This is a genomic window from Lysinibacillus sp. NPDC093210, from assembly GCF_044753985.1.
GTDB lineage: Bacteria > Bacillota > Bacilli > Bacillales_A > Planococcaceae > Lysinibacillus.
The window spans coordinates 34,920-57,121 of the sequence record NZ_JBIVOE010000005.1 but is presented as its reverse complement, the minus strand read 5'-3'; the positions used below and the strand labels follow the sequence as shown (position 1 = coordinate 57,121).

At 36.6% G+C, this 22,202-nt stretch carries 19 protein-coding genes; 4 read left to right on the top strand and 15 right to left on the bottom strand.

The features are described 5' to 3' along the window. Positions 1 to 134: 134 nt before the first annotated feature. Both ACIP9C_RS13555 and ACIP9C_RS13550 read left to right on the top strand, forming a co-directional pair. A complete protein-coding gene (locus tag ACIP9C_RS13555; protein ID WP_401011720.1) occupies positions 135 to 893 on the top strand; it encodes a glycosyltransferase in 759 nt (252 codons plus the stop codon). A gap of 425 nt (positions 894 to 1,318) precedes the next feature. After that, a complete protein-coding gene (locus tag ACIP9C_RS13550) occupies positions 1,319 to 1,696 on the top strand; it encodes a hypothetical protein (protein WP_401011362.1) in 378 nt (125 codons plus the stop codon). Positions 1,697 to 1,942: 246 nt separating this feature from the next. Here ACIP9C_RS13550 and ACIP9C_RS13545 read toward each other — a convergent pair whose 3' ends face one another. From ACIP9C_RS13545 to ACIP9C_RS13535, 3 genes are read right to left on the bottom strand one after another with little or no spacing between them, the layout of a single operon-like run. Continuing rightward, on the bottom strand, positions 1,943 to 3,049 hold the full coding sequence (locus tag ACIP9C_RS13545; RefSeq protein WP_401011360.1) for a Ger(x)C family spore germination protein: 1,107 nt from the start codon (positions 3,047 to 3,049) through the stop codon (positions 1,943 to 1,945). After that, positions 3,049 to 4,143 carry a GerAB/ArcD/ProY family transporter gene (locus tag ACIP9C_RS13540; RefSeq protein ID WP_401011359.1) on the bottom strand — a complete coding sequence of 365 codons (1,095 nt, stop codon included), beginning with the start codon at positions 4,141 to 4,143 and terminating at the stop codon, positions 3,049 to 3,051. The genes ACIP9C_RS13545 and ACIP9C_RS13540 overlap by 1 nt, the downstream gene beginning before the upstream one ends. Beyond that, complete coding sequence (locus ACIP9C_RS13535; RefSeq protein WP_401011718.1) at positions 4,140 to 5,495, bottom strand: spore germination protein; 1,356 nt, start codon at positions 5,493 to 5,495, stop codon at positions 4,140 to 4,142. Before ACIP9C_RS13535 ends, ACIP9C_RS13540 begins: the two co-directional genes overlap by 4 nt. 276 nt (positions 5,496 to 5,771) lie before the next feature. Here ACIP9C_RS13535 and ACIP9C_RS13530 point away from each other — a divergent pair, with 276 nt between their 5' ends. Further along, positions 5,772 to 6,719 (top strand): LysR family transcriptional regulator, encoded by a 948-nt coding sequence (locus ACIP9C_RS13530; protein ID WP_401011357.1) that lies wholly within the window; start codon positions 5,772 to 5,774, stop codon positions 6,717 to 6,719. Positions 6,720 to 6,825: 106 nt separating this feature from the next. On the opposite strand, the gene scpC is transcribed toward ACIP9C_RS13530, so the two are convergent. From scpC to ACIP9C_RS13470, 12 genes are all read right to left on the bottom strand, one after another. Next, positions 6,826 to 8,331, bottom strand: a complete 1,506-nt coding sequence (gene scpC, locus ACIP9C_RS13525; protein WP_401011355.1) for a succinyl-CoA:acetate CoA-transferase ScpC — start codon at positions 8,329 to 8,331, stop codon at positions 6,826 to 6,828. Positions 8,332 to 8,359: 28 nt separating this feature from the next. Further along, entirely contained in the window at positions 8,360 to 8,995 is a 636-nt protein-coding gene (locus tag ACIP9C_RS13520; protein WP_401011353.1) for an HD domain-containing protein, read from the bottom strand. A 203-nt stretch (positions 8,996 to 9,198) separates the two neighbouring features. Beyond that, positions 9,199 to 10,479, bottom strand: coding sequence for an MFS transporter (locus ACIP9C_RS13515; RefSeq protein WP_401011351.1), 1,281 nt, complete (start codon positions 10,477 to 10,479; stop codon positions 9,199 to 9,201). Positions 10,480 to 10,548: 69 nt separating this feature from the next. Then, positions 10,549 to 12,027 (bottom strand): aldehyde dehydrogenase family protein, encoded by a 1,479-nt coding sequence (locus tag ACIP9C_RS13510; protein ID WP_401011349.1) that lies wholly within the window; start codon positions 12,025 to 12,027, stop codon positions 10,549 to 10,551. Positions 12,028 to 12,111: 84 nt separating this feature from the next. After that, positions 12,112 to 13,248 carry an acyl-CoA dehydrogenase family protein gene (locus tag ACIP9C_RS13505; protein WP_401011347.1) on the bottom strand — a complete coding sequence of 379 codons (1,137 nt, stop codon included), beginning with the start codon at positions 13,246 to 13,248 and terminating at the stop codon, positions 12,112 to 12,114. 18 nt (positions 13,249 to 13,266) lie between these two features. Beyond that, positions 13,267 to 14,463 carry an acyl-CoA dehydrogenase family protein gene (locus tag ACIP9C_RS13500; protein WP_340824596.1) on the bottom strand — a complete coding sequence of 399 codons (1,197 nt, stop codon included), beginning with the start codon at positions 14,461 to 14,463 and terminating at the stop codon, positions 13,267 to 13,269. Between the two features lie 36 nt (positions 14,464 to 14,499). Further along, positions 14,500 to 14,916: a Zn-ribbon domain-containing OB-fold protein gene (locus ACIP9C_RS13495; protein ID WP_401011344.1), complete on the bottom strand. Its 417-nt coding sequence runs from the start codon at positions 14,914 to 14,916 to the stop codon at positions 14,500 to 14,502. An 11-nt stretch (positions 14,917 to 14,927) separates the two neighbouring features. Next, entirely contained in the window at positions 14,928 to 16,091 is a 1,164-nt protein-coding gene (locus tag ACIP9C_RS13490) for a thiolase C-terminal domain-containing protein (RefSeq protein ID WP_401011343.1), read from the bottom strand. 26 nt (positions 16,092 to 16,117) lie between these two features. Then, on the bottom strand, positions 16,118 to 16,534 hold the full coding sequence (locus ACIP9C_RS13485; RefSeq protein WP_401011341.1) for a MaoC/PaaZ C-terminal domain-containing protein: 417 nt from the start codon (positions 16,532 to 16,534) through the stop codon (positions 16,118 to 16,120). 70 nt (positions 16,535 to 16,604) lie between these two features. Continuing rightward, the gene (locus ACIP9C_RS13480; RefSeq protein WP_401011339.1) at positions 16,605 to 17,060 is read right to left on the bottom strand and encodes a MaoC family dehydratase N-terminal domain-containing protein; all 456 of its coding nucleotides are present in this window, start codon (positions 17,058 to 17,060) and stop codon (positions 16,605 to 16,607) included. A gap of 4 nt (positions 17,061 to 17,064) precedes the next feature. Further along, on the bottom strand, positions 17,065 to 19,233 hold the full coding sequence (locus ACIP9C_RS13475; protein WP_401011337.1) for an acetate--CoA ligase family protein: 2,169 nt from the start codon (positions 19,231 to 19,233) through the stop codon (positions 17,065 to 17,067). 417 nt (positions 19,234 to 19,650) lie between these two features. Continuing rightward, positions 19,651 to 21,693, bottom strand: coding sequence for a helix-turn-helix domain-containing protein (locus tag ACIP9C_RS13470; protein WP_401011335.1), 2,043 nt, complete (start codon positions 21,691 to 21,693; stop codon positions 19,651 to 19,653). 267 nt (positions 21,694 to 21,960) lie between these two features. Between ACIP9C_RS13470 and ACIP9C_RS13465 the strand changes: the two genes are divergently transcribed. Further along, positions 21,961 to 22,173 carry a TetR-like C-terminal domain-containing protein gene (locus ACIP9C_RS13465; protein WP_401011333.1) on the top strand — a complete coding sequence of 71 codons (213 nt, stop codon included), beginning with the start codon at positions 21,961 to 21,963 and terminating at the stop codon, positions 22,171 to 22,173. The last annotated feature ends 29 nt before the right edge of the window (positions 22,174 to 22,202 follow it).

Sequence of the window (22,202 nt, the reverse complement as noted above, 5' to 3'; positions counted from 1 at the left end):
AAAACGGTCATATTAGAAAAAATATTAGATTTTAATCTTTCATACAATTAATTAAGGGAATTACATGTGAGAGTGCTGTATGTGATAGGCCTCTCCGTTATAGAAAACGTTTTATTAAAAGGAGAGATATTGTGATAAATGAAAAGGCTAACTCTTTAGAAGAAAAAAAAGAAGAAATAAAGTTTTCAGTTGTTATACCCGCCCATAATGAAGAAAAGTACATTGGAAATTGCTTAGAATCCATTGCAAAAGCCTCCCAATTTATTAAAGATCAAGTTGAAATTATTGTTGTGCTCAATCGCTGTACAGACAAAACAGAAGACATTGCAAAATCGTACAACTGTATCACAATAAAGAATAACGATAAAAACCTATCTAAAATTAGGAACACAGGAGTTGAAATAGCTAGAGGTGAAATTATCGTGACAATTGATGCAGATACTCTAATGAACGAACATGTATTATCGAAAGCGGAGGAAAACTTAAATTCTGGAAAGTACATTGGTGGAGGCGTTACGGGAAAATTCGAAAGAATGTCATTAGGGATTTTTGTTTCTACTATGTTATTAATTGGGCCATTACTCTTTAAATATGGTGCCATTTCTGTTGGCATCTTTTGGTGTTACAAAAAGGATTTTAAAACGATTAATGGATTTAATGAAAATATGCTTATGGCAGAAGATGCCGATTTTGCGAAACGATTAAAAGTATGGGGAAAAAAGAATGGGAAAAAATATGGAACAATTCAAAATGGGATGATAACTTCTAGTAGAAAGTTTGATAAACATGGTGACTGGGTTTTACTTAAACGCCCGAGAATGGTTCTAGCTTACCTTAAAGGAACAGACCATAAATACGCGGATGAAGCATATTATGAAAATCATGATAGATAACTAGCGATACATGACACTGCAACAAGTTATGTCTATCATGTATTTGTCCTCTTCCATATGATGTGAATCGACCTACCGCTTCATTACTAATTTAAATTCGCAACAGAATGTAAAGTATTCCTTCAATGCATTGTTCGTGTTTCTGGCATTTTGTGAAGTGTCCAGCCGCTGAGTAAATCGCATTTTCAGCCAATTTACACGAACGATACTGATGTTCAACTCTATAATAGTTCGTAAATAATCTATTGTATAGTATTTTTGCAACCAATCTTTTTCTAACAATCACTTACTTTAGCCTCTTTTTTTCTTAACAATCTAAGCCTCTTTGAAAACTACTTAAAGGTAGTATTTTAATGTGCGAAGAAATAATAAAAGTGCGGATTTAGTCAATTTACTTATAATGGTAGTTAAAGAGGTGAAAAAAGGTGAAAATAAAAACGATTGTGTTCTTAATGTTTTGTTCTCTTTGGCTCGTAGCTTGTACGAGTAAAGAAGAAACAACAAATCCTATAGAAATTCAAGAATTGATGAATTTCGAGGAAGTAAAACCTGATACATTACAAACAGTATCTGATGCGAAGGATATTAAAATTATTGAGAAGACATTTAAAAAAGCGAGAAAATTTGGTGAGGTTGACAATAAAATTGTTCCTCAATATAAGATCAAACTTAACGATAGCGAATACTATTTATGGATAGACCAAACAAAAACAGGTACAATAGCGAACGTAAATAGTAGAAATATGTTTTACAATATACTAGCTACCGATGAATTTAAAGAAGCCATTAATTATCCAGATTAAAATAATTTAATATGAAACCTCTATTTCCTAGAAAAGCAACTATCTATGCGAAATGAGCGTTTCTCCCCTTTGCAAAGAACCCTTAATTGTTCTTCTGCTCCGCTTCTATCGCAAATACATGCTTTACTTTATATCTCTAAATGTAAAAGCCTTTCTACAGTGAAAATTAGAAAGGCCCTTTTAATTATTTATAGTTTTGATCGTTCATGTTCTTAAATAAGCACTAGTGTACAACGTATAAAGAAATTAATCGATTGTTCCAGTAGTTTTTAAATTGACGTCTACGGTTACATCAATTGGTAATGTAGGATAAGCATTTTCCCACTTTTTAATGATACCCTTATGATGTAATTGCATTGTTCGGTACCTCAAGCCAAATCCATAAGGATCGAGATCTTTTTCTTGAAGGGAAGTAAACATTTTTTCCAATTCCTGTTTTATTTCTCTTGCAGCTAATTTATTATAATCTTCCAATTTATCCATTAATAACGTCTTATTTGACTGACTTATTGTACCAGACATCTCAACACTAACCTTTATAGATTTCGGTTGTCCATTTTCTTGTATGATGTTGTATTTCATTTTAGTTGTCGTCATAGTTATTAATAATTTAAAACCTTCGCTATCGAGTCTAAAACTATATCCTGGAATGCTATTTTTAAGAGCATTAAAAGCTTGCGTATATTGAGATGTCAGTTCAAGTGGTTTCCCCTTATCCCCCACTACTAATAATTTATTTACAATTAATTGTGTACCTGATTTGTTGGTCTCCACGATAGGTAGTATTGCATCTATCCCTTTACTGTGAAAATCCCTGCGAATTTCATATAAATAGACAGAGACTACATAAGTACTATCATTCCCTGTTTCACCAAAAAACTTTGTTAACGGAGAAGCCACTACGGATTCCCCTTTTGGTAAGGTTCGTAATACCTCTTCAGCTGAACTTCTAGCAGCACCTATATATGCAATAGATTGGATGTCACCTCTTCTAAATAAATAATCCATAAAATCCTTTAAATTCTCTTCTAAGAGTGTTTCATTAATTAAAATAACTTTGGCATGTCCAAATTCTAAAACTTTATCCGTATGGGTCTCTAATATTTGGATAATCTCTCCGATATTATCTCCCTCATGCACTAAAAATTGATAACTTGAACTTGTATTGCTTTTTTCTTTGATGGAAACAGGTATCGCTAATTTTAGTGTGACTCTATACTTCCCCTCCTCGCTCTCGGAAGGGTCAATTCCAATCCCTGTAACAAACACTCGGTTATCAATATCTTTAAATCCACAGCCCGTAAGAAAGCTCATAACGGCAAATAATATCACTAAATATTTTAAATGTGCCATTATAATTTGAGCCTCCGTTTAGCAGTTAGTAAACTAACGATTAAAACACCGTAAAATAACGGTAATAAATCATAAAAAAGCATTGATAATTTCACTAATTCAAATTCATTAATAACACGTGTTGTAGCTAATGCAATTAATCCGAATAGAAGAACAACTAAATATGGAGTGAGGTTTGTATCTTTCCATTTCAACTTTTTAAAATGGACTATGCTTTCAAATAATTTTAACGAGACATACCAGTGTATCAATAAACTAATAAAGGCAACCCCTATAAATACGATGACAAAAAGGAACGTGACGCGTTCAATTATCGAATATTTCATGCGTACAGAATCACTCGTAGTAATCCAAGGAAACGTAAGATTTTCAATTTGTTCAAAGCCATTAAATCCAATCGGTATAAAATAGGTTGTAAATAAAGTAAAGGCACCTAATATCCCTAATATGGCAAAATGCTTTAATCCCGCTTTTTTCTTTATTTTTATATATTTATTAAAAATAATGATGTTCACTGCACCAATAAAAATATACGTTGATGCTGAAAAAGAATTATAACTAGGATAATCATTGATGTACGTAAAAGCTATTTTTACAAAGTCCCATTCTAATTTTGGTTCAGTATATATTTTTATGATTAAAAAGATAATGATAGGTAAAAAAATGATTAATATAAGCTCAGTCATATAAAGTACACTTTTCTCTTTTATAAACATGCCAAAAGAAATAACCAATAAAAATGCCAGTGTCGTAATGGTAATAGAGGTTTCATAGGACAAAAATGTATTAAACATAAAGACATACGTTGAAAGTGTAATAAGACCCGCTGCAAACCATGAACAGGCGAAGTATAATAAAATGGGATAATAGAACCATTTAGGCGTACTCTTCTTCAATATTTCGGGTAAGGTCATATTTGGAAAGTAACTAAATAAATTTATGACAATAATAGTAAGAATAACTCCTGTAATGACTGCAATCATCATAGAAAGTATAACGCCATCTTTACTATCTCTCATTAAAATTCTTGGCACCGATGCTATAAGATTTGTAACCATTGTGACAAGTATAAAGTAATATAGATAACGGCTCATCCTTTAGTTCGCACCTCTAATTCCTTCCTATCTGACTGCCAATACACTTTTAAATAGGGCTCACCAAAACTTCGTTTATTTACCAAGAACATTAACAGCCATATAGAACCTAAAATTAACCCCATCATACCGAATAGCGTAGTATAGATGACTAATAAATACCTGCAAATTCGAATAGAAAAACTCATCTCACTAATTGGAATGACAAAGCTTGTAATGGCAACAGCTGAAACAATAATAATCATTATATTCGAGGCTAATGTAGCTTCAGTAACCGCAGTTCCTAAAATTAGCCCACCAACTGTCGTAGCCGTTGCACTAATAGCCTTTGGCAATCGTATACTTGCCTCCGTAAGAAACTCCATAAAAATAAGCATAAATATTACCTCGATAAAGGACGGATATGGAACGCCTACTCGACTACCGGCAACAGTAAGTGCCAATTCCGTTCTTGGTATGTCTGGTGTATAGGATGTTATCGCAACATACATAGCAGGTAATACAAAACAGACAAATAAACCAATATACCGAAGAATCAATGTAAACGTAGTGATCCAATAAGTATGATAGTTATCTTCCATCGATGTCATAAAGTCAAAAAATACTACGGGCGCGATTAAAGCCTGAGGACTCCCATTTAACATAATTACCACTTTCCCTGCCGCAAGATTGTAGGAAATACGGTCAGGTCGCTCCGTCAATATGGTAATGGGAAAAAGGGAAAATTTAGAACCATTGAGATGTAGCTGTAATTCTCCAGTAGATTGAATAAGCGGGACATCTAAATTTTTTATTTTTTCTTCGATATTTTGAAGAACAGATTGCTTTACTGTTTTTTCATCATACATAACGATCAAAGTCTTGTGACTTTTCCCTTTTAAGGCATGCGTGTCAAACTTTAATGTTGGTTCATGATAACGCTGGCGAATGATGTTTAAATTTGTCTCAATATCCTCGCTTAATGCTGTTTGAGGTCCGTATACAGTAGGCTCAATAAGTGTTTGTTGTAAAGCCATGGTGTTGACTAATTTAATATCAATCAAATAGAAGGCATCATTAATTGCTAATAGAACATATCCCTTCGTTATTTCGATTAGTAGCTCTTCCCCGAATTGCATTTTTGTTAAGTTAGGTAATGATTCAATATAGAATGTAAAACTTTTATTTGATTTCATTTCGAAAAAAGGTTTTATGAGCATTTCGTGCAATTTCGCACCATCTATTGCTGATTTTAAGTAAAAGATATAAACTGTATTATCTTCTATTTGTAAAGGCTTTAAGCTTATGTCATCGGAAGGTGAAAACTTTTCTAATAGCTCATTCATTAACGGAGGAAAATTCAAATTAGCCATATTATCCAAGCATTATACACCTCCATTGAAGTATTTTTGAATACAACTAGGTTAACCGATAGCACTTTATACTAAACGTTCTAATCCTTCGTTTTAATCTGGAAATTTAGGCACACAGGATGGTTATAGATGCGTGATTTGTCTGATCATTATTATTACAATCCATTCTTTACAAGTCTTTTGGCGTTATCAAAACCAAGTTGTAAATCGCTAGATTCTAAGATTCTCTATTTGAACCATGTTATAATATAAGAAAAAAATAAAGAAGGTACATCTATGGAAATACGCCAGCTTGAATACTTTAAAGTACTATGTGATGAACTTCATTTTACTAAGGCTGCAGAAAAATTAAATATTTCTCAACCAACGCTAAGCCATCAAATTAAAGTATTGGAAATGGAGCTTGGCATTCCACTCTTTGATCGTATAGGAAAAAAAATCGCGATTACAGAAGCGGGTAAAATATTGCATGAACAATGTATTCATATATTTCGTGCAATCGATAATACAAGTAATCAAATCATTGACTTGAAACAACTAAAAGCAGGTAAATTAGTAATTGGTACGTTACCTGGTGAATTAACAAATTCGGTGTCCAATTATTTATTAGACTACCATCGTGATTACCCAGATTTAGAAGTATGTATTAATAGCTCCGATGATTTATTAAAACAGTTTAAGGACAATAAAATTGATTTTGCTATTTCCTATAAACAAGCGTATTTTGATTATGCAGAGGAGCAGCTTATCATGATTCCACTATTTACAGAAGAACTGCTTTTCGTAGCACATCGTGATTATCCTATAGAAACTGAAGATATCGCATTTCAAGATGTATTAAGGACACCACTTATCTTGTTTCCTGCAATCAATCAATGCAGGAGATTGATTGATTGTGCAGCTCGTAAAGAAAAGCTTCATGTCCACCCAAAAATAGAGACTGCGAGTGTTGAAGCCATTTTTAATTTAGTTGAACAAAATGTTGGCGCAACAATCATTTCAGAAACACTTTATGACCAATATTATTCCAATACGATTTGCAAGCGTACTATATATAATCCTCCCTTAGAACGTGAAATCGTACTTTTATATAGAAAAGATAAATTCATTAATTTTGCAGCGAAAGCTTATATTCAATTAATGATTGATGGACTTGAAAAAGCTGGTTTTTCTATTTCAATAGAGAGTCTAAATCTTATTCATCTATTAATAAAATCTTCTTAACAAAACAAATCCACAAAACTTCGCTGTACATATGCCAAGTTTTGTGGATTTTATATTTTGGGCTAATGAAAAAATGACTAAGTACTATACTTAGCCATCTTTCGCTTTATTTTTTCATTGTCTTTGTTTTCGCAAGTTGCACATGCCATGAAAGTGCTTCTTCAAGTAAATGAGGTGTATGATGATTGCCTGATTTCTCTACTGCAGCATGGTAATACGCCCATAATTGCGGACGATAATTTGGATGTGCACAATGATTGATGATTAATGGCACACGTTCTTTTGGTGCTAAGCCACGTAAATCAGCTACACCAAACTCTGTCACAATAACATCCACGTCATGCTCGGTATGATCCACATGAGAGACCATCGGGACAATACTTGAAATATTACCGCCCTTGGCATAGGACTTCGTTACAAATATACCCAAACGTGCATTGCGAGCGAAATCGCCAGAACCTCCTATACCATTCATCATCTTCGTTCCAGAAACATGTGTAGAATTTACATTTCCATAAATATCAACTTCAAGTGCTGTGTTGACCGAAATCAAACCTAAACGGCGGATAATTTCAGGATGATTCGATATTTCCTGAGGTCGTAAAATCAAACAGTCTATATAGTTTTCTAGTTGACTATATACTTGCTCACCACGTTCTTTTGACAATGTGATCGATGTGCCAGAAGCAGATTTCACTTTGCCTGCATCGATTAATTCAAATACCGCATCCTGCAAAACCTCCGAATAGATTTCTAAATCCTCAAATTCGGATTCTAAAAATCCATTTAAAACGGCATTTGCTACCGATCCTACACCAGATTGTAGCGGTGCTAACGTTTTTGTTAAACGGCCAGCCTTCACTTCATCACGTAAAAAATTAAGTAAATGCTCTGACATATTAGCAGTTTCTTCATCTGGCTGTATAATTGTAGATGGCGCATCTGTTTGATGAGATAGCACGATTCCACGTACCTTTGTAACATCAATTGGAATGCCAATCGTTCCAATTCGCTCCCCTGCATTTGTTAATGGGATTGGCTCTCTTTTCCCTTGTACATCTGGTATATAAATATCATGAATACCTTCTAGTGCATCAGGATGCGAAACATTTAGTTCAATAATAATTTCTTTAGCCATTTGTAAAATAATTGGAGAATTACCTACAGAGGTAGTCGGTATAAGCAAGCCATCCTCAGTAATCGCAGTAGCCTCAATGATGGCAAAGTCAATCGGCCCGACAATTCCTTGGCGAATTAATTCGGCATTATGCGATACATGGGCATCTGTATACAATACTTCTCCACTATTTATCATTTGTCGAATAGCTGGATCACCTTGATAAGGTGCACGCTTACGAATAATACCTGCTTGCGCCATCAGTTGATCCACCTCTGGACCAAGTGAAGCTCCTGTATAAACATCCACTTGGAATTTTTCCGTTTTTGCTTTTTCTACAAGTGCTAGTGGTACTATTTTTGCATCACCAGCCCGTGTAAAGCCACTCATTCCTAATAACATGTCATCTTTTATCCAAGATGCGGCCTCTTGAGCAGATACAATTTTATGTTGTAATGCTTCATGTCGAATCTTCTTTTGTGCAAGTTTTAACATCTATAGATCCCCCTTATCTACGCTTAATTTATTCAGACCATGGTGAGTGCAATACGCAATCACAAAAGTTTTTAGACTTATAGTCTGGAATATATAGGGCACAGACATCCGATTTAATATTGCCAAATGTTGTTTCAGGCTTATGTCTAAATCCTTCAAAAAAGGCTGGCAAAATTTCTTTTTTAAATTGATTACGTGGAAAAGCTTTTATAATGGCATTGCGTTCTTCATCAGTCAAATCATAATAGCCTTCTCCCATCACATCGAGCCCTACCCCTGCATAGAGCAATGCCACTTCATTTTCTTTATGCTCAGCTACTCCGATTGTCGTATGGAGGGCGATGGCATCCCATACTAACTGAATTGAATCCTCCTCAATTTGATAATGTGCTAAAAATTGACGTGCTGCATTGGCACCATCCACCTCGAAGCGCTTGTCTTGACTACTATATTGCTTTGTTAAGCCTAAATCATGAAACAAGGCACTTACGTATAGAAGCTCTCCATCATAATTTTTCTTTGCTTTTTCTCCTTGTAGTGCGCCAAACAAATACACACGATTTGAATGATTCCACAGCAATTCTGAACCATGCTCCTTTAAAATATCCTGTGCGTCTAATGCCAAACGGCTGTCAGGTATATGAATACCAGCAATATTTGTCATCTGTAGTTCCTCCCTGATTTGCATTAATTAGTGCTTATAAAAAATTATAAAAAAGGACCATCTATTAATCAATTCTATAATTTCTATGATAATCATAGGTTTTTTCTATGATATCTCTCCGCCGAATTGTTCTTAATAGAAGTCATAACAAAAAAGAGAGTTTCCTTTAGGAGAAAACTCTCTTACTAAAAATATGAGCGATGTTAAATAACTTCAATACTTTCTTCCATAACAATCTCCTCAACATTTGAGCGCTTTTTCTTCGTCATACCATTTGCAATTAATATACAAAGCATGCTGAGTATAAATAGTCCTAAAAAAATGATCCATGCCACTTTGTAGCTTTCTGTAAGATCATAGATAAGACCAGAAACGATAACGCCTAGTGAGCTCGTTGCAACGAAGAATACCTGCACGAAGCCAAAAATGGCACCGAAATCTTTTTTGCCAAACAAATCATCTGTCATAAACGGAGGTCCGATTGTCGCGATGACAATACTAAATCCGTAAGCGATAGCAAAAATGAATGCAAAGCTCTTAGCGTTTGCCATAAGCAATGACACCATGGCTATTGTCATACAAACACCTACAAATAGGATTCCGCCTGTTGTTCTAAATTTATCGAAAATGGCTCCAAGTATTAGCTTTCCAACAGTGTTTGATAAAGATAACAGACCGAAAATTGTTCCAGCAAATAACGCAGGATGCCCAATATCCATTAAATAAGCCGGTATATGCATTTGTACCCCGCCTGCAACAAGTGCGAAGCATACGACACCGAAAATAAATAGCCAAAATATGCCTGATTTCTTTGCCTCATTCAGCGTTAAACCCGCTTGAGTGGTATTCGCTTGCTCCTCTTGGGCACGATCTGCACCAAGTGCCTTCGTCCCTTTTTCAGCAGGGTTTTTCTTAGTGAAAAATAAAATTAATGGCAACGAAATTACGATAATTAGTACGCCTGCAATGACATATGTTGTTCTCCAACCATAATTTGAAATTAACGTTGTTAAAATAGGGCTAAGTGCTGCCGTCCCGACACCTGAACCAGCGAATGCTAATCCCATAGCAAGCCCCTTTTTTTCATAAAACCAATTCGTCAGCATAATGGATATAGGAATATTGGAAAATCCAGCGACACATACTCCTATAAAAAAGGCGATGATGGCAAAATAGATTGCCGACTGCGCAAAGGAATACAACATAAAGCCACAGCCTGCAAATATTACACAGACAGACATTATTAACTTCATATTACCTTTAGCAAGGAGCTTTCCCATAAAAGGTGAAGCTATCGCAACACCTAGCCCTCCTACGGAAAGTACAATCGAAAAAGTTGTTCTTGTCATGCCCAATTCACTTGTTACCGGCACAAGAAATAAACTGTGTAGAGAATTTACAATGGAGAATGCCGAAAACATAATCAAGAAGCTTGTTAAAACAATATACCATCCATAAAATATTCCGTTTTTTGCTTGTGGCATACTATTCCCCGTTTCATTTTTTCTTGTCCTACGATTATATTTTCATACCTATCTATCCGTCGTTACACGTTAGCCAATTTGAATATAGCATGTTTTTTCACGCGTGAATTCGAGTACAGAGTCTGTACCAAAGCCACTCGCTTTTTGGCCACCGAATGGAAGTTCAGTTCCAACGATGCGATACGTATTTACCCATACATTTCCAGATTCGATAGAGCGAATCATTCGATGGGCACGATTTAAATCAGATGTCCAAACACCTGCACCTAATCCGTATTCTGTATCATTGGCAATAGCAAGTGCCTCTTCTTCTGTATCAAATGGTATCACGACAGCAACTGGCCCAAAAATTTCTTCTTGGCAAACTTGCAAGTTATTACTTTCTACTTTTAGTAAGGTCGGTTCGATCCAATAGCCATCCGCTAAATCAACTTGATCTGGTAACAAGTTGGCACCGCCGAAGCGTCCGCCAACGATGATTTCACCGCCTTCTTGTTGCCCTAGCTCAATATAGGAGCGAACCTTGTTGTATTGCATTTCATTGGCAACTGGTCCCATTGGCGTTTGCATGTCTAATGTGTTGCCCAATTGAATATGTGTTGCCATTTCTTCTTTCATTAGAGCAATCATTGTATCTAAGACAGAGCGCTGAATTAGAATACGTGAGCCTCCGACACAAAGTTGTCCTGCATTGCCTGTAAAAATACCATTTACTGTGACGCCACTTGCTGCTTTAGCTAAATCAGCATCTTCAAAAACAATATTCGGTGATTTGCCACCTAGTTCTAATACCATTGATTTAGGATGTTGCGCAGTAGACTCGGCGATTGCCTGCGCCGTTTTTCCTGAACCTGTTAAGCTTACTTTATTAACGTTTGGATGACGGACAAGCGCATCGCCCACTTCAGTACCTGTACCAGAAATAACATTTAATACGCCTGGTGGTAAGATACTTTGAATAATTTCACCATAGCGGAGCGGTGCAGCTGCTGCTAGCTCTGATGGTTTAATGATGACTGTGTTACCACCTGCAAGTGCTGCAGCTGCTTTAACCGTAAAAGTCCATAATGCTGAATTCCAAGGAATAATGCCTACCACAACCCCGAAAGGTTCACGTATTGTAAATCCTACAGTGTTTGGCCCAAGCTGTACGGTTTCACCCTTGCTCCCAACATTTGTCGCTGCAGCTGCTGCATCGTACCAAATACCTGATAATATAGGAATAAGTCCGAACTTTGTTTCACGAATAACCCAACCATTATCTTTCGTTTCTAGTTCAGCCAATTCATCGCCATATTGTGCAATCATATCGCCAATACGTCGTAAATAACTAGCTCTTTCACTAGCAGGAAGTGCTGACCAACTTGGAAGGGCTGTACGAGCAGCTGTCACTGTTGCTTCAACATCTTCAACAGTGCTACAAGGAATGGTTGCCCACACCTTACCAGTTGCAGGATCATAGCTATCAATTTTATTACCTGAAGATGATGGAATTGCCTTACCGTTAATGACATTTTGATAGTCTTTCAAATTATTCAATGTTTTCAATGTCTTTCCCACCCTTTCAAATATGAGATTGCTTAAACATTGCAACATACTGCCTTTGCAATGTTTAAGACGTAAGATAATCTACTACCAACCTAAGGCAACTGCTGCCTGCTCATAATATTGCTGTGTGCTTCCTAGATAATTTTCATAGAAACGAGCTCTTTTCACATATAGATGGCAATCAATTTCTTCTGTAAAACCGATCCCACCATGAATTTGAATACTTTGAGATGCGACTTTAATAAATGCCTCTGTAGCAAATAATCTAGCACTTGAAACCGCTTCTACTTTATCATCTGCATTACTTTCAATCGCCCAGTTTGCATAATAGGCTAACGAACGAGCTGTTTCTAAATCCATTTTCATATCGACTAATCGGTGTTTAATCGCTTGGAATCTTCCAATCGGTTGATTAAACTGTTCACGAATATTCGCATATTCAACGGCAGTTTCAACGATTTTTTCCATACTTCCAACAATCGATGAGCAGAGGGCTGCATTAAATGATAATAGACCATCTTGCAGTACGTCCCACCCAAGATCAATGGTGCCAAGAATTTGCTCACTTGAAACTTGGACATCATTAAAAGTCACTTCTGCAAGTAAACGGGTTTCATCCATGTTTTTTTGAGGTTGCACTTGTAGCGCCACATCATCACAATCCACGATTACTAATGATATTCCTTCCGCACCTTGCCCTTTAGAAGTACGCACTAGAACGAGTAAGCTATTAGCAAGCTCAACGTCCGGTACTAATGATTTCACACCATTCAACGTTAGAACGTCATCCTGTAATGTGCCATTTAATTTCACATTTGAAGGCTTGTAGTTTCCACCAGGCTCTAACCATGCAACAGTAAACGTATGCTCACCACTAGCAATAGCTGATAAATATTTATCTTTTTGTTGTTCAGTACCAAATCTCTCTAATAGTGGTACAGCTAAAGCATTTGTTTCTAAATATAAGCCTGGAAGCAAAGCGCGACCAGTCTCTTCTAAAATAGGTACTAAATCTAACTGACCTAGCCCCATACCACCATTTTCTTCTGATACATTCACACTTGCACAGCCAAGTTCAGCTAAACCAGCATATAGCGCTTGAAATGAGCTTGTATTGCCTTCTGTAAACTCACGGGCTACTTTTGTTTGTCCAACATCATCTAAATATTTGCGTACATAGTTTCGAAACATTTCTTGTTCTTGATTTAAAGAAAAATCCATATCTAACACCCCCGCTTTTTATCGACCCATATCTTTTGGTAAACCTAAAATTCGTTCAGCAATGGTATTCTTTTGTATTTCGCTTGTTCCTCCGCCAATTGTCTGACCAAAAGAGTACAAATAATTATCCTGCCAATAGGACCGATCCATCAATGCGTTTTCTTTCCATAGAACGCCATGATGACCTTGCATCGAAATCGCTTGAGCAAACAGTTCTTTTGTTAATTCACTAACAAGTAGCTTATCCATAGAGCTTTCTGCACCCGGATGACCATTTTTCAATTGCTTTGTTAAATTTCGATAATAGTTTAATAGGGACCCACGCGAACGAGTGTATAGGTCTACCATTGTTTTACGAATGAATGGATTTTTAATTAGCGGCTCATCTTCATCATTCAATTCCTTAGCTAACGCAACTAAATCATTGAATTGTTGCTCTAGCGTAAAGACTTGGCCACCAATTCCAGTTCGTTCATGCATTAGAAGGGCAATGATAACCTTCCAGCCCTCATCCACTTGACCGATAATTTCTGCATCATACGCAATAGCATCATTTAAATACACTTCATTAAAATCTTTTTGACCATCCATTGAGACGATTGGTCGTGTTTCTACCCCTGGCTGATGCATATCGAGAAGGAATACTGTAATACCTTTATGTTTTTTCTCTAGTCGGCTCGTTCTTGTAATTAAAAAGCAGCGATCCGCTACATGACCGAAACTCGTCCAAACCTTTTGCCCATTGATAATCCAACGGTCACCATCTTTTACAGCAGTCGTTTGAATAGCTGCTACATCTGAACCAGCATTCGGCTCTGAATAACCTTGGCACCAAACTTCTTCACCTGTAATGATTTTCTCGATATATTTTTCCTTTTGTTCTTCCGTACCGATTTGCATCAATGTCGGTGCAACCATATGAAGACCTACATAATTTATTAATGGTGGTGCTTTGACACGCACCATTTCTTGTTGATAGACAATCTCCTCCATCAGCGTTGCATTGCGTCCACCATATTGTTTAGGCCATGCAATCGCTGCCCAACCGCCTTCATATAGTTTCTTTTGCCAATCTCGTAAAAATAGCTCATATTCTTTTGATTCCTTATCTAATTGCACTTCGCCTTGTAACCATCCATCTGGTAAATTCGCTTCCAGCCAAGTTCTTAACTCTTGACGAAATTGCTCTTCCTTTTTCGTAAATGAAAAATCCATGTAATCATTCCTTCCTATTAAAACGATATTAATCTGTTATGCTTGTATCCATTGTGGAAGAGCTCGATCTTCCGTAATATCCTGCCAAGTCATTTTTACAGGCATGCCGATTTTTACATCCTCTGGTGGACATGCAAGCACATTGCCAATTATTTTTACTTCATTCAAATGGTCTAGTTGTACGACAACAATAATCGTTGGTAAATCATCTTGGAAACCTGGTAGGAACGGGCGATATGATACAACATACGAATAGATAGTTCCCGTAATATCCGAACCTTGACTTTCCCAGCTAAGTTCTGTGGAACCACATTTTGCACAAGCTGGTCCAGGTGGGTGATTATACGAATTACATGTTTCACATTTTTGTAGGACTAGCTCATGCCGATCAGCTGCATCCCAATATGGTTGATTGTCTTGTGTTTTAAGTGGAATTGGTTTTTGATAACTCATGATTTTCCCTCCTAGTTTCTTAAAATCATTGCACCCGCAATATCTGGGCCAGACCAGCCCGTACAAATGCCAATTTCGCAATTTTCAACTTGACGATCTGTACCTTTGTACTCATGACGAATTTGACGAACAATTTCAAGTACATTGTTCATGCCATGCGTGTAACCTTCCGATAGCATGCCCCCTGCTGTATTTGTAGGAAGCTTGCCACCCATTTTCAGATTGCCACTTGCAACGAAATCCCCTACTTCGCCACGTGCAGCAAAGCCATATGCTTCTAATTGGCGCAATACCACCCAACTAAAGCAATCGTAAATCGAAGCGACTTGAATATCCTGTGGTGTAACTCCTGCTTTTTTATAAAGGGAAGGTGCGACGAAGTCTGATGCCACTTCATCTAAATTCGTCCAGTAATGCGCATGTGATACAGTTCGTCTCGCTTCAATGCCCATAATATAGACAGGTCTTGACTTGCAATCTTTTGCTTTCTCAGCGGATGTGACGATAATGGCATTCGCCTCGTCTGATTCTAAGCAAAAATCATGTTTATTGAATGGATAGCTTAAAGGTGGTGTCTTTAAATACTCTTCCATTGATAGTGGCTTACCATAAAAGAATGCTTTTGGATTTCGTTGTGCATGCTCATAAAAGCTAACACAGACGTGCCCTAAATGTTCGTGTGTAAGTCCTGTTTGTTGCATGTGACGCGTTGCGAATAAGCCGAACCATTGACCTGGTCCACCTGCTCCATACGGAATGAAAAAACTTCCGCCATCCATTGCCCCTTGAAGCATATTTACATCCCAGCCACCGCCGCCCATACGAACGCCAGAGCGGCCATTCATTGCACGATAAATTAGCACGGTATTGACTTGACCTGTTTCAATTAATCCGATGGCATCTGCAATTAACATTTCTGTACTGCTTCCGCCTCCCATAATATCTTTGACATATTTCGGTCGCGCGCCTAAATATGTTGCTAACTGATGGGATGTACATGAATCATTTTCAGAGTAGCTCATAAAGCCATCGATTTCTCTCGCTTCTAAACCTGCATCTTTTAATGCAGCACGGGCAGCGTCTAATGCTAAATGTAAAGGTGTTGTACCTGAATTTTTCGAACGTTCACTTTCTCCTACGCCTACAATGGCATAGCGATCTTTAATAGTAGCCATATTGCCAACCTCCTTATTTCCATTTGTTAAATCATTTGTAATGTCGCTTCTCCAAATCCAACTACTTTTCCTGGAGCTTTTTCCGCATATAGTTCTAAATCAACGAATTGTTTAGCTTCGTTTTCATAAATTTTTTTAACAATGGCAGAGCATGTAATTTCGTCACCAGGTCTTGTCATCGCACCAAAGCGCATTTTAAAATTCGTCGGTGCAGCAGAAGTCCCTGCTAGGTCCATCATGTACTGACCAAGAAAGCCCATTACAAGCATGCCATGTGCAATAACCCCTGGCATCCCAATACTTTGAGCAAATGCATCGTCTGTATGTAACGGATTAAAATCCCCTGATGCACCGGCATATTTCACAAGCTGTACCTTTGTAACAGCAGGCTTCAAAAGTGGTTCGAGCTTTTGTCCTTCATGTAAATTTTTAATTTGAAGCATGATTTTTTCCCCCTTTAGTGATGGATTAAAAGTTGAACGAAGACATCAGTATCTTCGTTCAACAGTTTATTTACGCTTTACTACTCGCTACAGCACGATAAATGATATTTGTACGACTAATTACGACTAGCTCGCCTTCTTCATCCTTCATTTCTGTATCCATTACTAAAAACTGCATTGGCCCATTTTTTCCTTCTTTTTCATATACATCAGTCACTTTCATTTGGCAGTGCAAACGATCACCTGAGCGAATCGGACGATGATAAATGAACTCTTGCTCTCCATGTAGCATGCGACTAAAATCCAAAGGCAAATTAATTCCTTGCCCACTGTCAGCTGCTATCGCGACTGGAAAGCTTGGTGGTGCAATTATGCTGCCATATATCGTTGATTTTGCATATTCTTCATCCACGTATAATGGATTAGGATCACCAATTGCTTCGGCAAATTGGCGAATGTGTCTTTTTTCTACTTCAAAAACATATTGTGGTCCTGTTAAACCAATTAAGCTTTGATCTAGCTCCATATTATTACCCCCTAACTACTGACTTTTCGTACACATCTTTTTGTACGACAATCATGGCATCCGCTGCTTTTACGCCGTCTTCATAGACGATTAATGGATTAATATCTAATTCTTCTATTATTTCTTCATTTTCAGTGACAAGCTTCGATACCTTCAGTAATACGTCAATGATGGCTTCAATATCGCCATGCGCTTTTCCACGTGCTCCTGTCAGAAGTGCTTTGCCTTTAACTTCTTCAATCATTTCAACGGCATCGGCTCTTGTTAGTGGCGCCACTCTAAATGAAATATCTTTAAATACTTCAACAAAAATACCGCCTAACCCAAACATAACTACTGGACCGAAATTCGGATCCTTAGTTGCACCTATAATGACCTCTGTACCTTCAGGAAGCATTTCCTGAACAGAAATACCGTTGATTTCAGCATCTGCTTTATATTTTCTTGCATTGTGATAAATTTCAGTAAACGCTTTCATTACATCGTTCGCTGATTGAACATTTAGTCGAATTGCATCTGCCTCGGTTTTATGTGGAATATCTGCTGAATCAACTTTTAACACGACTGGATAACCAATCGTATTCGCAAACAAAACAGCTTCCTCAGCCGTCGTAGCGACAGTTCGTTTTGTTGTTGGAATCCCATAAAGATCTAAAATGTCAGTTGCTTGGGCTTCACTTAAAGTCGAGCCAGTTACATGTGACATGTCTATACGTTTTTTAGGTGAATCCTCTTCTTGGACCGTTGCTTGTTGATGCTTTCTATAACTTTCGCTATATTCTACAAGCTTTGCTAAGCCTTTGATTGGATTTAAATTACCTGGAATGACAGGAATGCCATTTTTCTCAAGTTCATCTTTTCCTTTAGGGACAGACATGCCTTCTAATGGGAATGTCGTAATAAAGACGAATTTATCTGAGTTTTTACATATATCAATAAACTCCTGTAAGTATGGATTATCTGCTTCCCAGTACAACGGAAATTCAGTTAGGATAATATTATGAACTTCTGGATCGGCTACAAGCGCTCGAAGTGGCGCTATATATAATTCTGGATTCGTTACTGAAGCGGCTGCTGTTAAGTCAATTGGATTGATTGCACTTGCGTAAGATGGAACATGCTTTTTGATTTCTGCCTTTGTCTTTTCACTTAGCGCAATAATATTTAATCCTAGCCCTTCGCAACGATCTGCTTCGTTAATACCTCGTCCACCCGAGCTAGTTATTAATACTGTATTTTTCCCTTGTGGAAGTCTATTAGATAAAAATAATTTTGAAAACGTAATAATATCTTCATAGTCATCGACCCTAACAATACCGCTTTGTCTGAAAAACGCATCATAAACTAAATCTGATCCTGCAAGAGAGCCTGTATGTGAAGCCGCTGCTCTGCTGCCGGCTGAACTTTTTCCTGTTTTCATCAACGCAATTGGCTTGTTAAGATTAAGTGCTTCCTTTGCTAAACGTCGAAGCTTCTTAGTATCTTTAGCCCCTTCTAAATAACCGGTAATGACTTTAGTTTTTGGATCATGAATCATGTATTCTACTACATCTGAAAATTCTGTTTCCATTTCGTTTCCGACACTTGCAAAATAATTAAAGCTTAAACCATTTTGTGCTGCAGCCATATACGTTAATACACCAAATGCGCCACTTTGTGAAACGTAGCCCACAGCTTTTTCTTCATGTAATGGTACTGCCAAAATGGCTGGTGAAAATGTGCCGATCATTCCATTCGTTGTATTCACTAATCCAACACAGTTTGGACCTATGATTCGGATGCCATTTTCCTTTGCAATGTTAGCTAACTCCTGCTGTAACAGTACACCCTCTTCCCCAGTTTCAGAGAATCCAGATGCGAAAATAATTGCTGCTTTTATATTCTTCTTCGCACAGGCCTTGAGATTGTCCAGAATTTGTTCTGCACCTACACAAAATATTGCTAAATCTACTTCCCCTGGGACAGCTGTGATTGAAGGATAGCAAGTTAGGCCCTCTATTTCACTAGCTTTCGGATTAATAGGATAAATGTCTCCAGCAAAACCGCCGTCTATAAGCGCTTTCAATTGAATGTATCCAATTTTATATGGATTTGTGGAAGCACCAAGCACTGCAACAGACTTTGGATTAAACAATGGTTCTAGCGATTCATAAGCTTTCAATTCTTTATTCATTATTTCACCTCGGTTTCGAATAATAGAAAAACAAACGATTATGTTGTCTATTGTAACGAACTCATTTTAAATATTCTGAAAACAAATGCATGTAAAATGATTTAATTATTAGGGAGTAAAAAAAAGAAAAACATCTGGAAAACGTACGTATAGCAAGGGGTCAAATATTTGTATTTTATTTCTTGTACACATTACTCACGACTTTTACGCTCGATAACCTCGACTTACGGGAAGGATAAAAGCTAAAAAACGAATATACGCCATTTAGATGATTATTAATGTACAAGATAACAGCCTAGAAATGGTGAAAGGAGCAAAAAATGAAAATAGAAGATATATGGCGACAAATAAAAAAACTGCCTTTTTATATCGTATTTGCTCGATATATGAAGGCAGTTGTAACATTCTAATATTCTTTTAAATAAACTTTTGCAACCAGCGACTTATATTATTTTGGATTTTGACCGAGGGGGTTTTAATCCCTCTTTCTATATTACTAATATAAGACGGTGAAATTTCAAGTTCTTCTGAAACTTGTAAAAGAGACAAATTAAATTGCTTGCGTATCGCTCTTAATTGATTGCCAATAGTGGCTCCTTTCGCTTTATGTTGGGCACTGTCTTGGAAATCTAGGGCATAATGAGTTGTACTTTTTGTTTTTTCGATAGAACGGTATTGATTTTTTATAATTTCAGGTGGTTCAACAAGAATGGTTGAATCTAACCATAGCCGAACCCAACCTTTATTATTAGCAATTGTCTCATCCCATTTATGATAATGCCATGCAGACAGTACGCCATCTTCAAGCAATTGATCCAATGCTTTTTCTAAGCGGTCTCTCGTACGTGATGGGGTGCGTTCATTTACATTTTCACCAATTGCTTCTAGTAAAGTGCGAATTTTATTTGGCTGCAAGAAATCGCCCTTTCTTGCTTGTGTTCGCCATCGCCAACTAAAATATCTCGCCAATCTTTTTTCCCATTTTTGACTGTACGGATTGTAATGGAGCGTTTGAATAGGTAAAAGGGCAATTTGTCGTCCTGATCCATACAAATACTTTGTAAAAACTTTATCAACTGTAAATGTAAATGTTTTTTGTTTATCTAATTGTGCGATATCATATTCATTTCGATTATAATCGACAAAAAGGAATGTTCGTCCTTGAAGCTGCGTTTGAACAGCTTTTCCTTTTTCATAAACCGTTGCCTTATTTAATTCAAGCCATAAACTCTGAATTTTTGTAAGCGATTGCAAAACCTTGTCCTTTTGTTGTTGCTCATAACCGCCTCTTCTCCCTTCACCTCCTAGCTTCGGCTTTAGACCGCGAATCACCAATAAATCAGTAAAGTGTATTTCTATGATATCTTCTGTATAGCGTGCTTTTGATAAAAAGATACTACATAATGCATCAAACATATCTACGTCTAAATCTGTTAAGTTTTGCGCTTGCTTATGTGCTTTCTCAATCAACAATTGTGTAGCGAATGGGTTCTTAGTAGTGTGATATGGACGTATTTGAATAATCCCTTCTAAATTGCCTTTATATAAAGGTGTTGTGGGCCATGGTGTAGTTTCTATGTTTTGAAAACTGTTTTTATATAGTGCTTCCCTCACATATTGATAAGGAGCATTATTCATGACATGCAGATGATGTTCTACGCCTAATGAAAGAGCGATAGTTTTACTAAGAGGCAGGGCATCCTGATTCTTAGGTGTAGTTATTTGCAACATAGATTCAATTTCTTCTACTGTTAAAATCGCTAGCTTCATTGATTCAATAATATTATGAAACCATTCTGTCATATAGTTGTTCACTATATTTGTATATTTTGAAATAAACGTATCATTTGATGACAGATTTTTCGTCATTTGTTGATAAAATACTTCATTTAATTCCTGATTGCTCATCTGGTCCATCATTTCATAGCCAATTAAAATTTCTAGCTCCTCAAGAATCCATTCTGTTAGATAAACTTGAAACCAAGAGCAAAACTCTTCCCATGCAGTATCTTCACCAAGAAAGGTGTTTGCTTTGATAATATGCTCCATTCGATGAACATATTTTTCAAATTGAAGTGCATTACGATGTGTTGATTTTCGCTTCTGTGATTCGTTTAGCTGGTCCTCGTATTTTTGCAGTAAAAACGAAACAATGTTTTTTGCTATTTCAGTAATTACGCGATTTCTAGAAGAAATCCGTAAATTCATGAATAATTGTTCACTTTCTTTATAGGTACGATCCCAAATAACAAAAGAACTGGAGATTACATTTTTAGTCAATGTAATAGCTTTAGTCGTATTATCATTACTCGCAATTTTCTGTTGTTCATAAATACAAAGTACATAATAGTTATCAATTTTATTGAATAAATTTCTATTCATTTTCGTTCTATTAATTTCATTTCGAAGCATTTCCAATTGGTTAAAGGCAACATTCTCGTAATCATTTTTATTTATCATGAATACCTCCTTGAAAAAAATACGAACAGTAAGACTTTTAACTTGTACTATATGTTTATAATTGTAATTTTATCACCAGTTAACAGAATATTCTATATTTATCTTTTTGATAGTGTTTATTTATATGGAATCTACTGTATAAAAAGAAGACTACTGCAATTGATTTCCGCTACGGGCTAGCGCTTTCCCGCAGGAGTCCCCAGCCCTTCACTCCAATCAACTTAAAAGACAATAAAAAATTCTACTATTAATAATAAATTTTTGTTCATGGATTATTTAGTTTGTTATATTGCCTCAGCACATATTGGCGTTTTACAACAATGGTTGCTGGAAGATCGCCAAGAAACTCCACAAGAAATGGCGCAAATAGTATCCACCATTACGCTAAATAGTCCTTTTTTTTGCAGCAGGCTTAAAGAAATAAAACGAAGAGAGACATTCCCTAAAATTGATAGGTTATGTCTCATAGTTTTAAAATAATTATATATAGTTTTTAAATGTTGCAATGA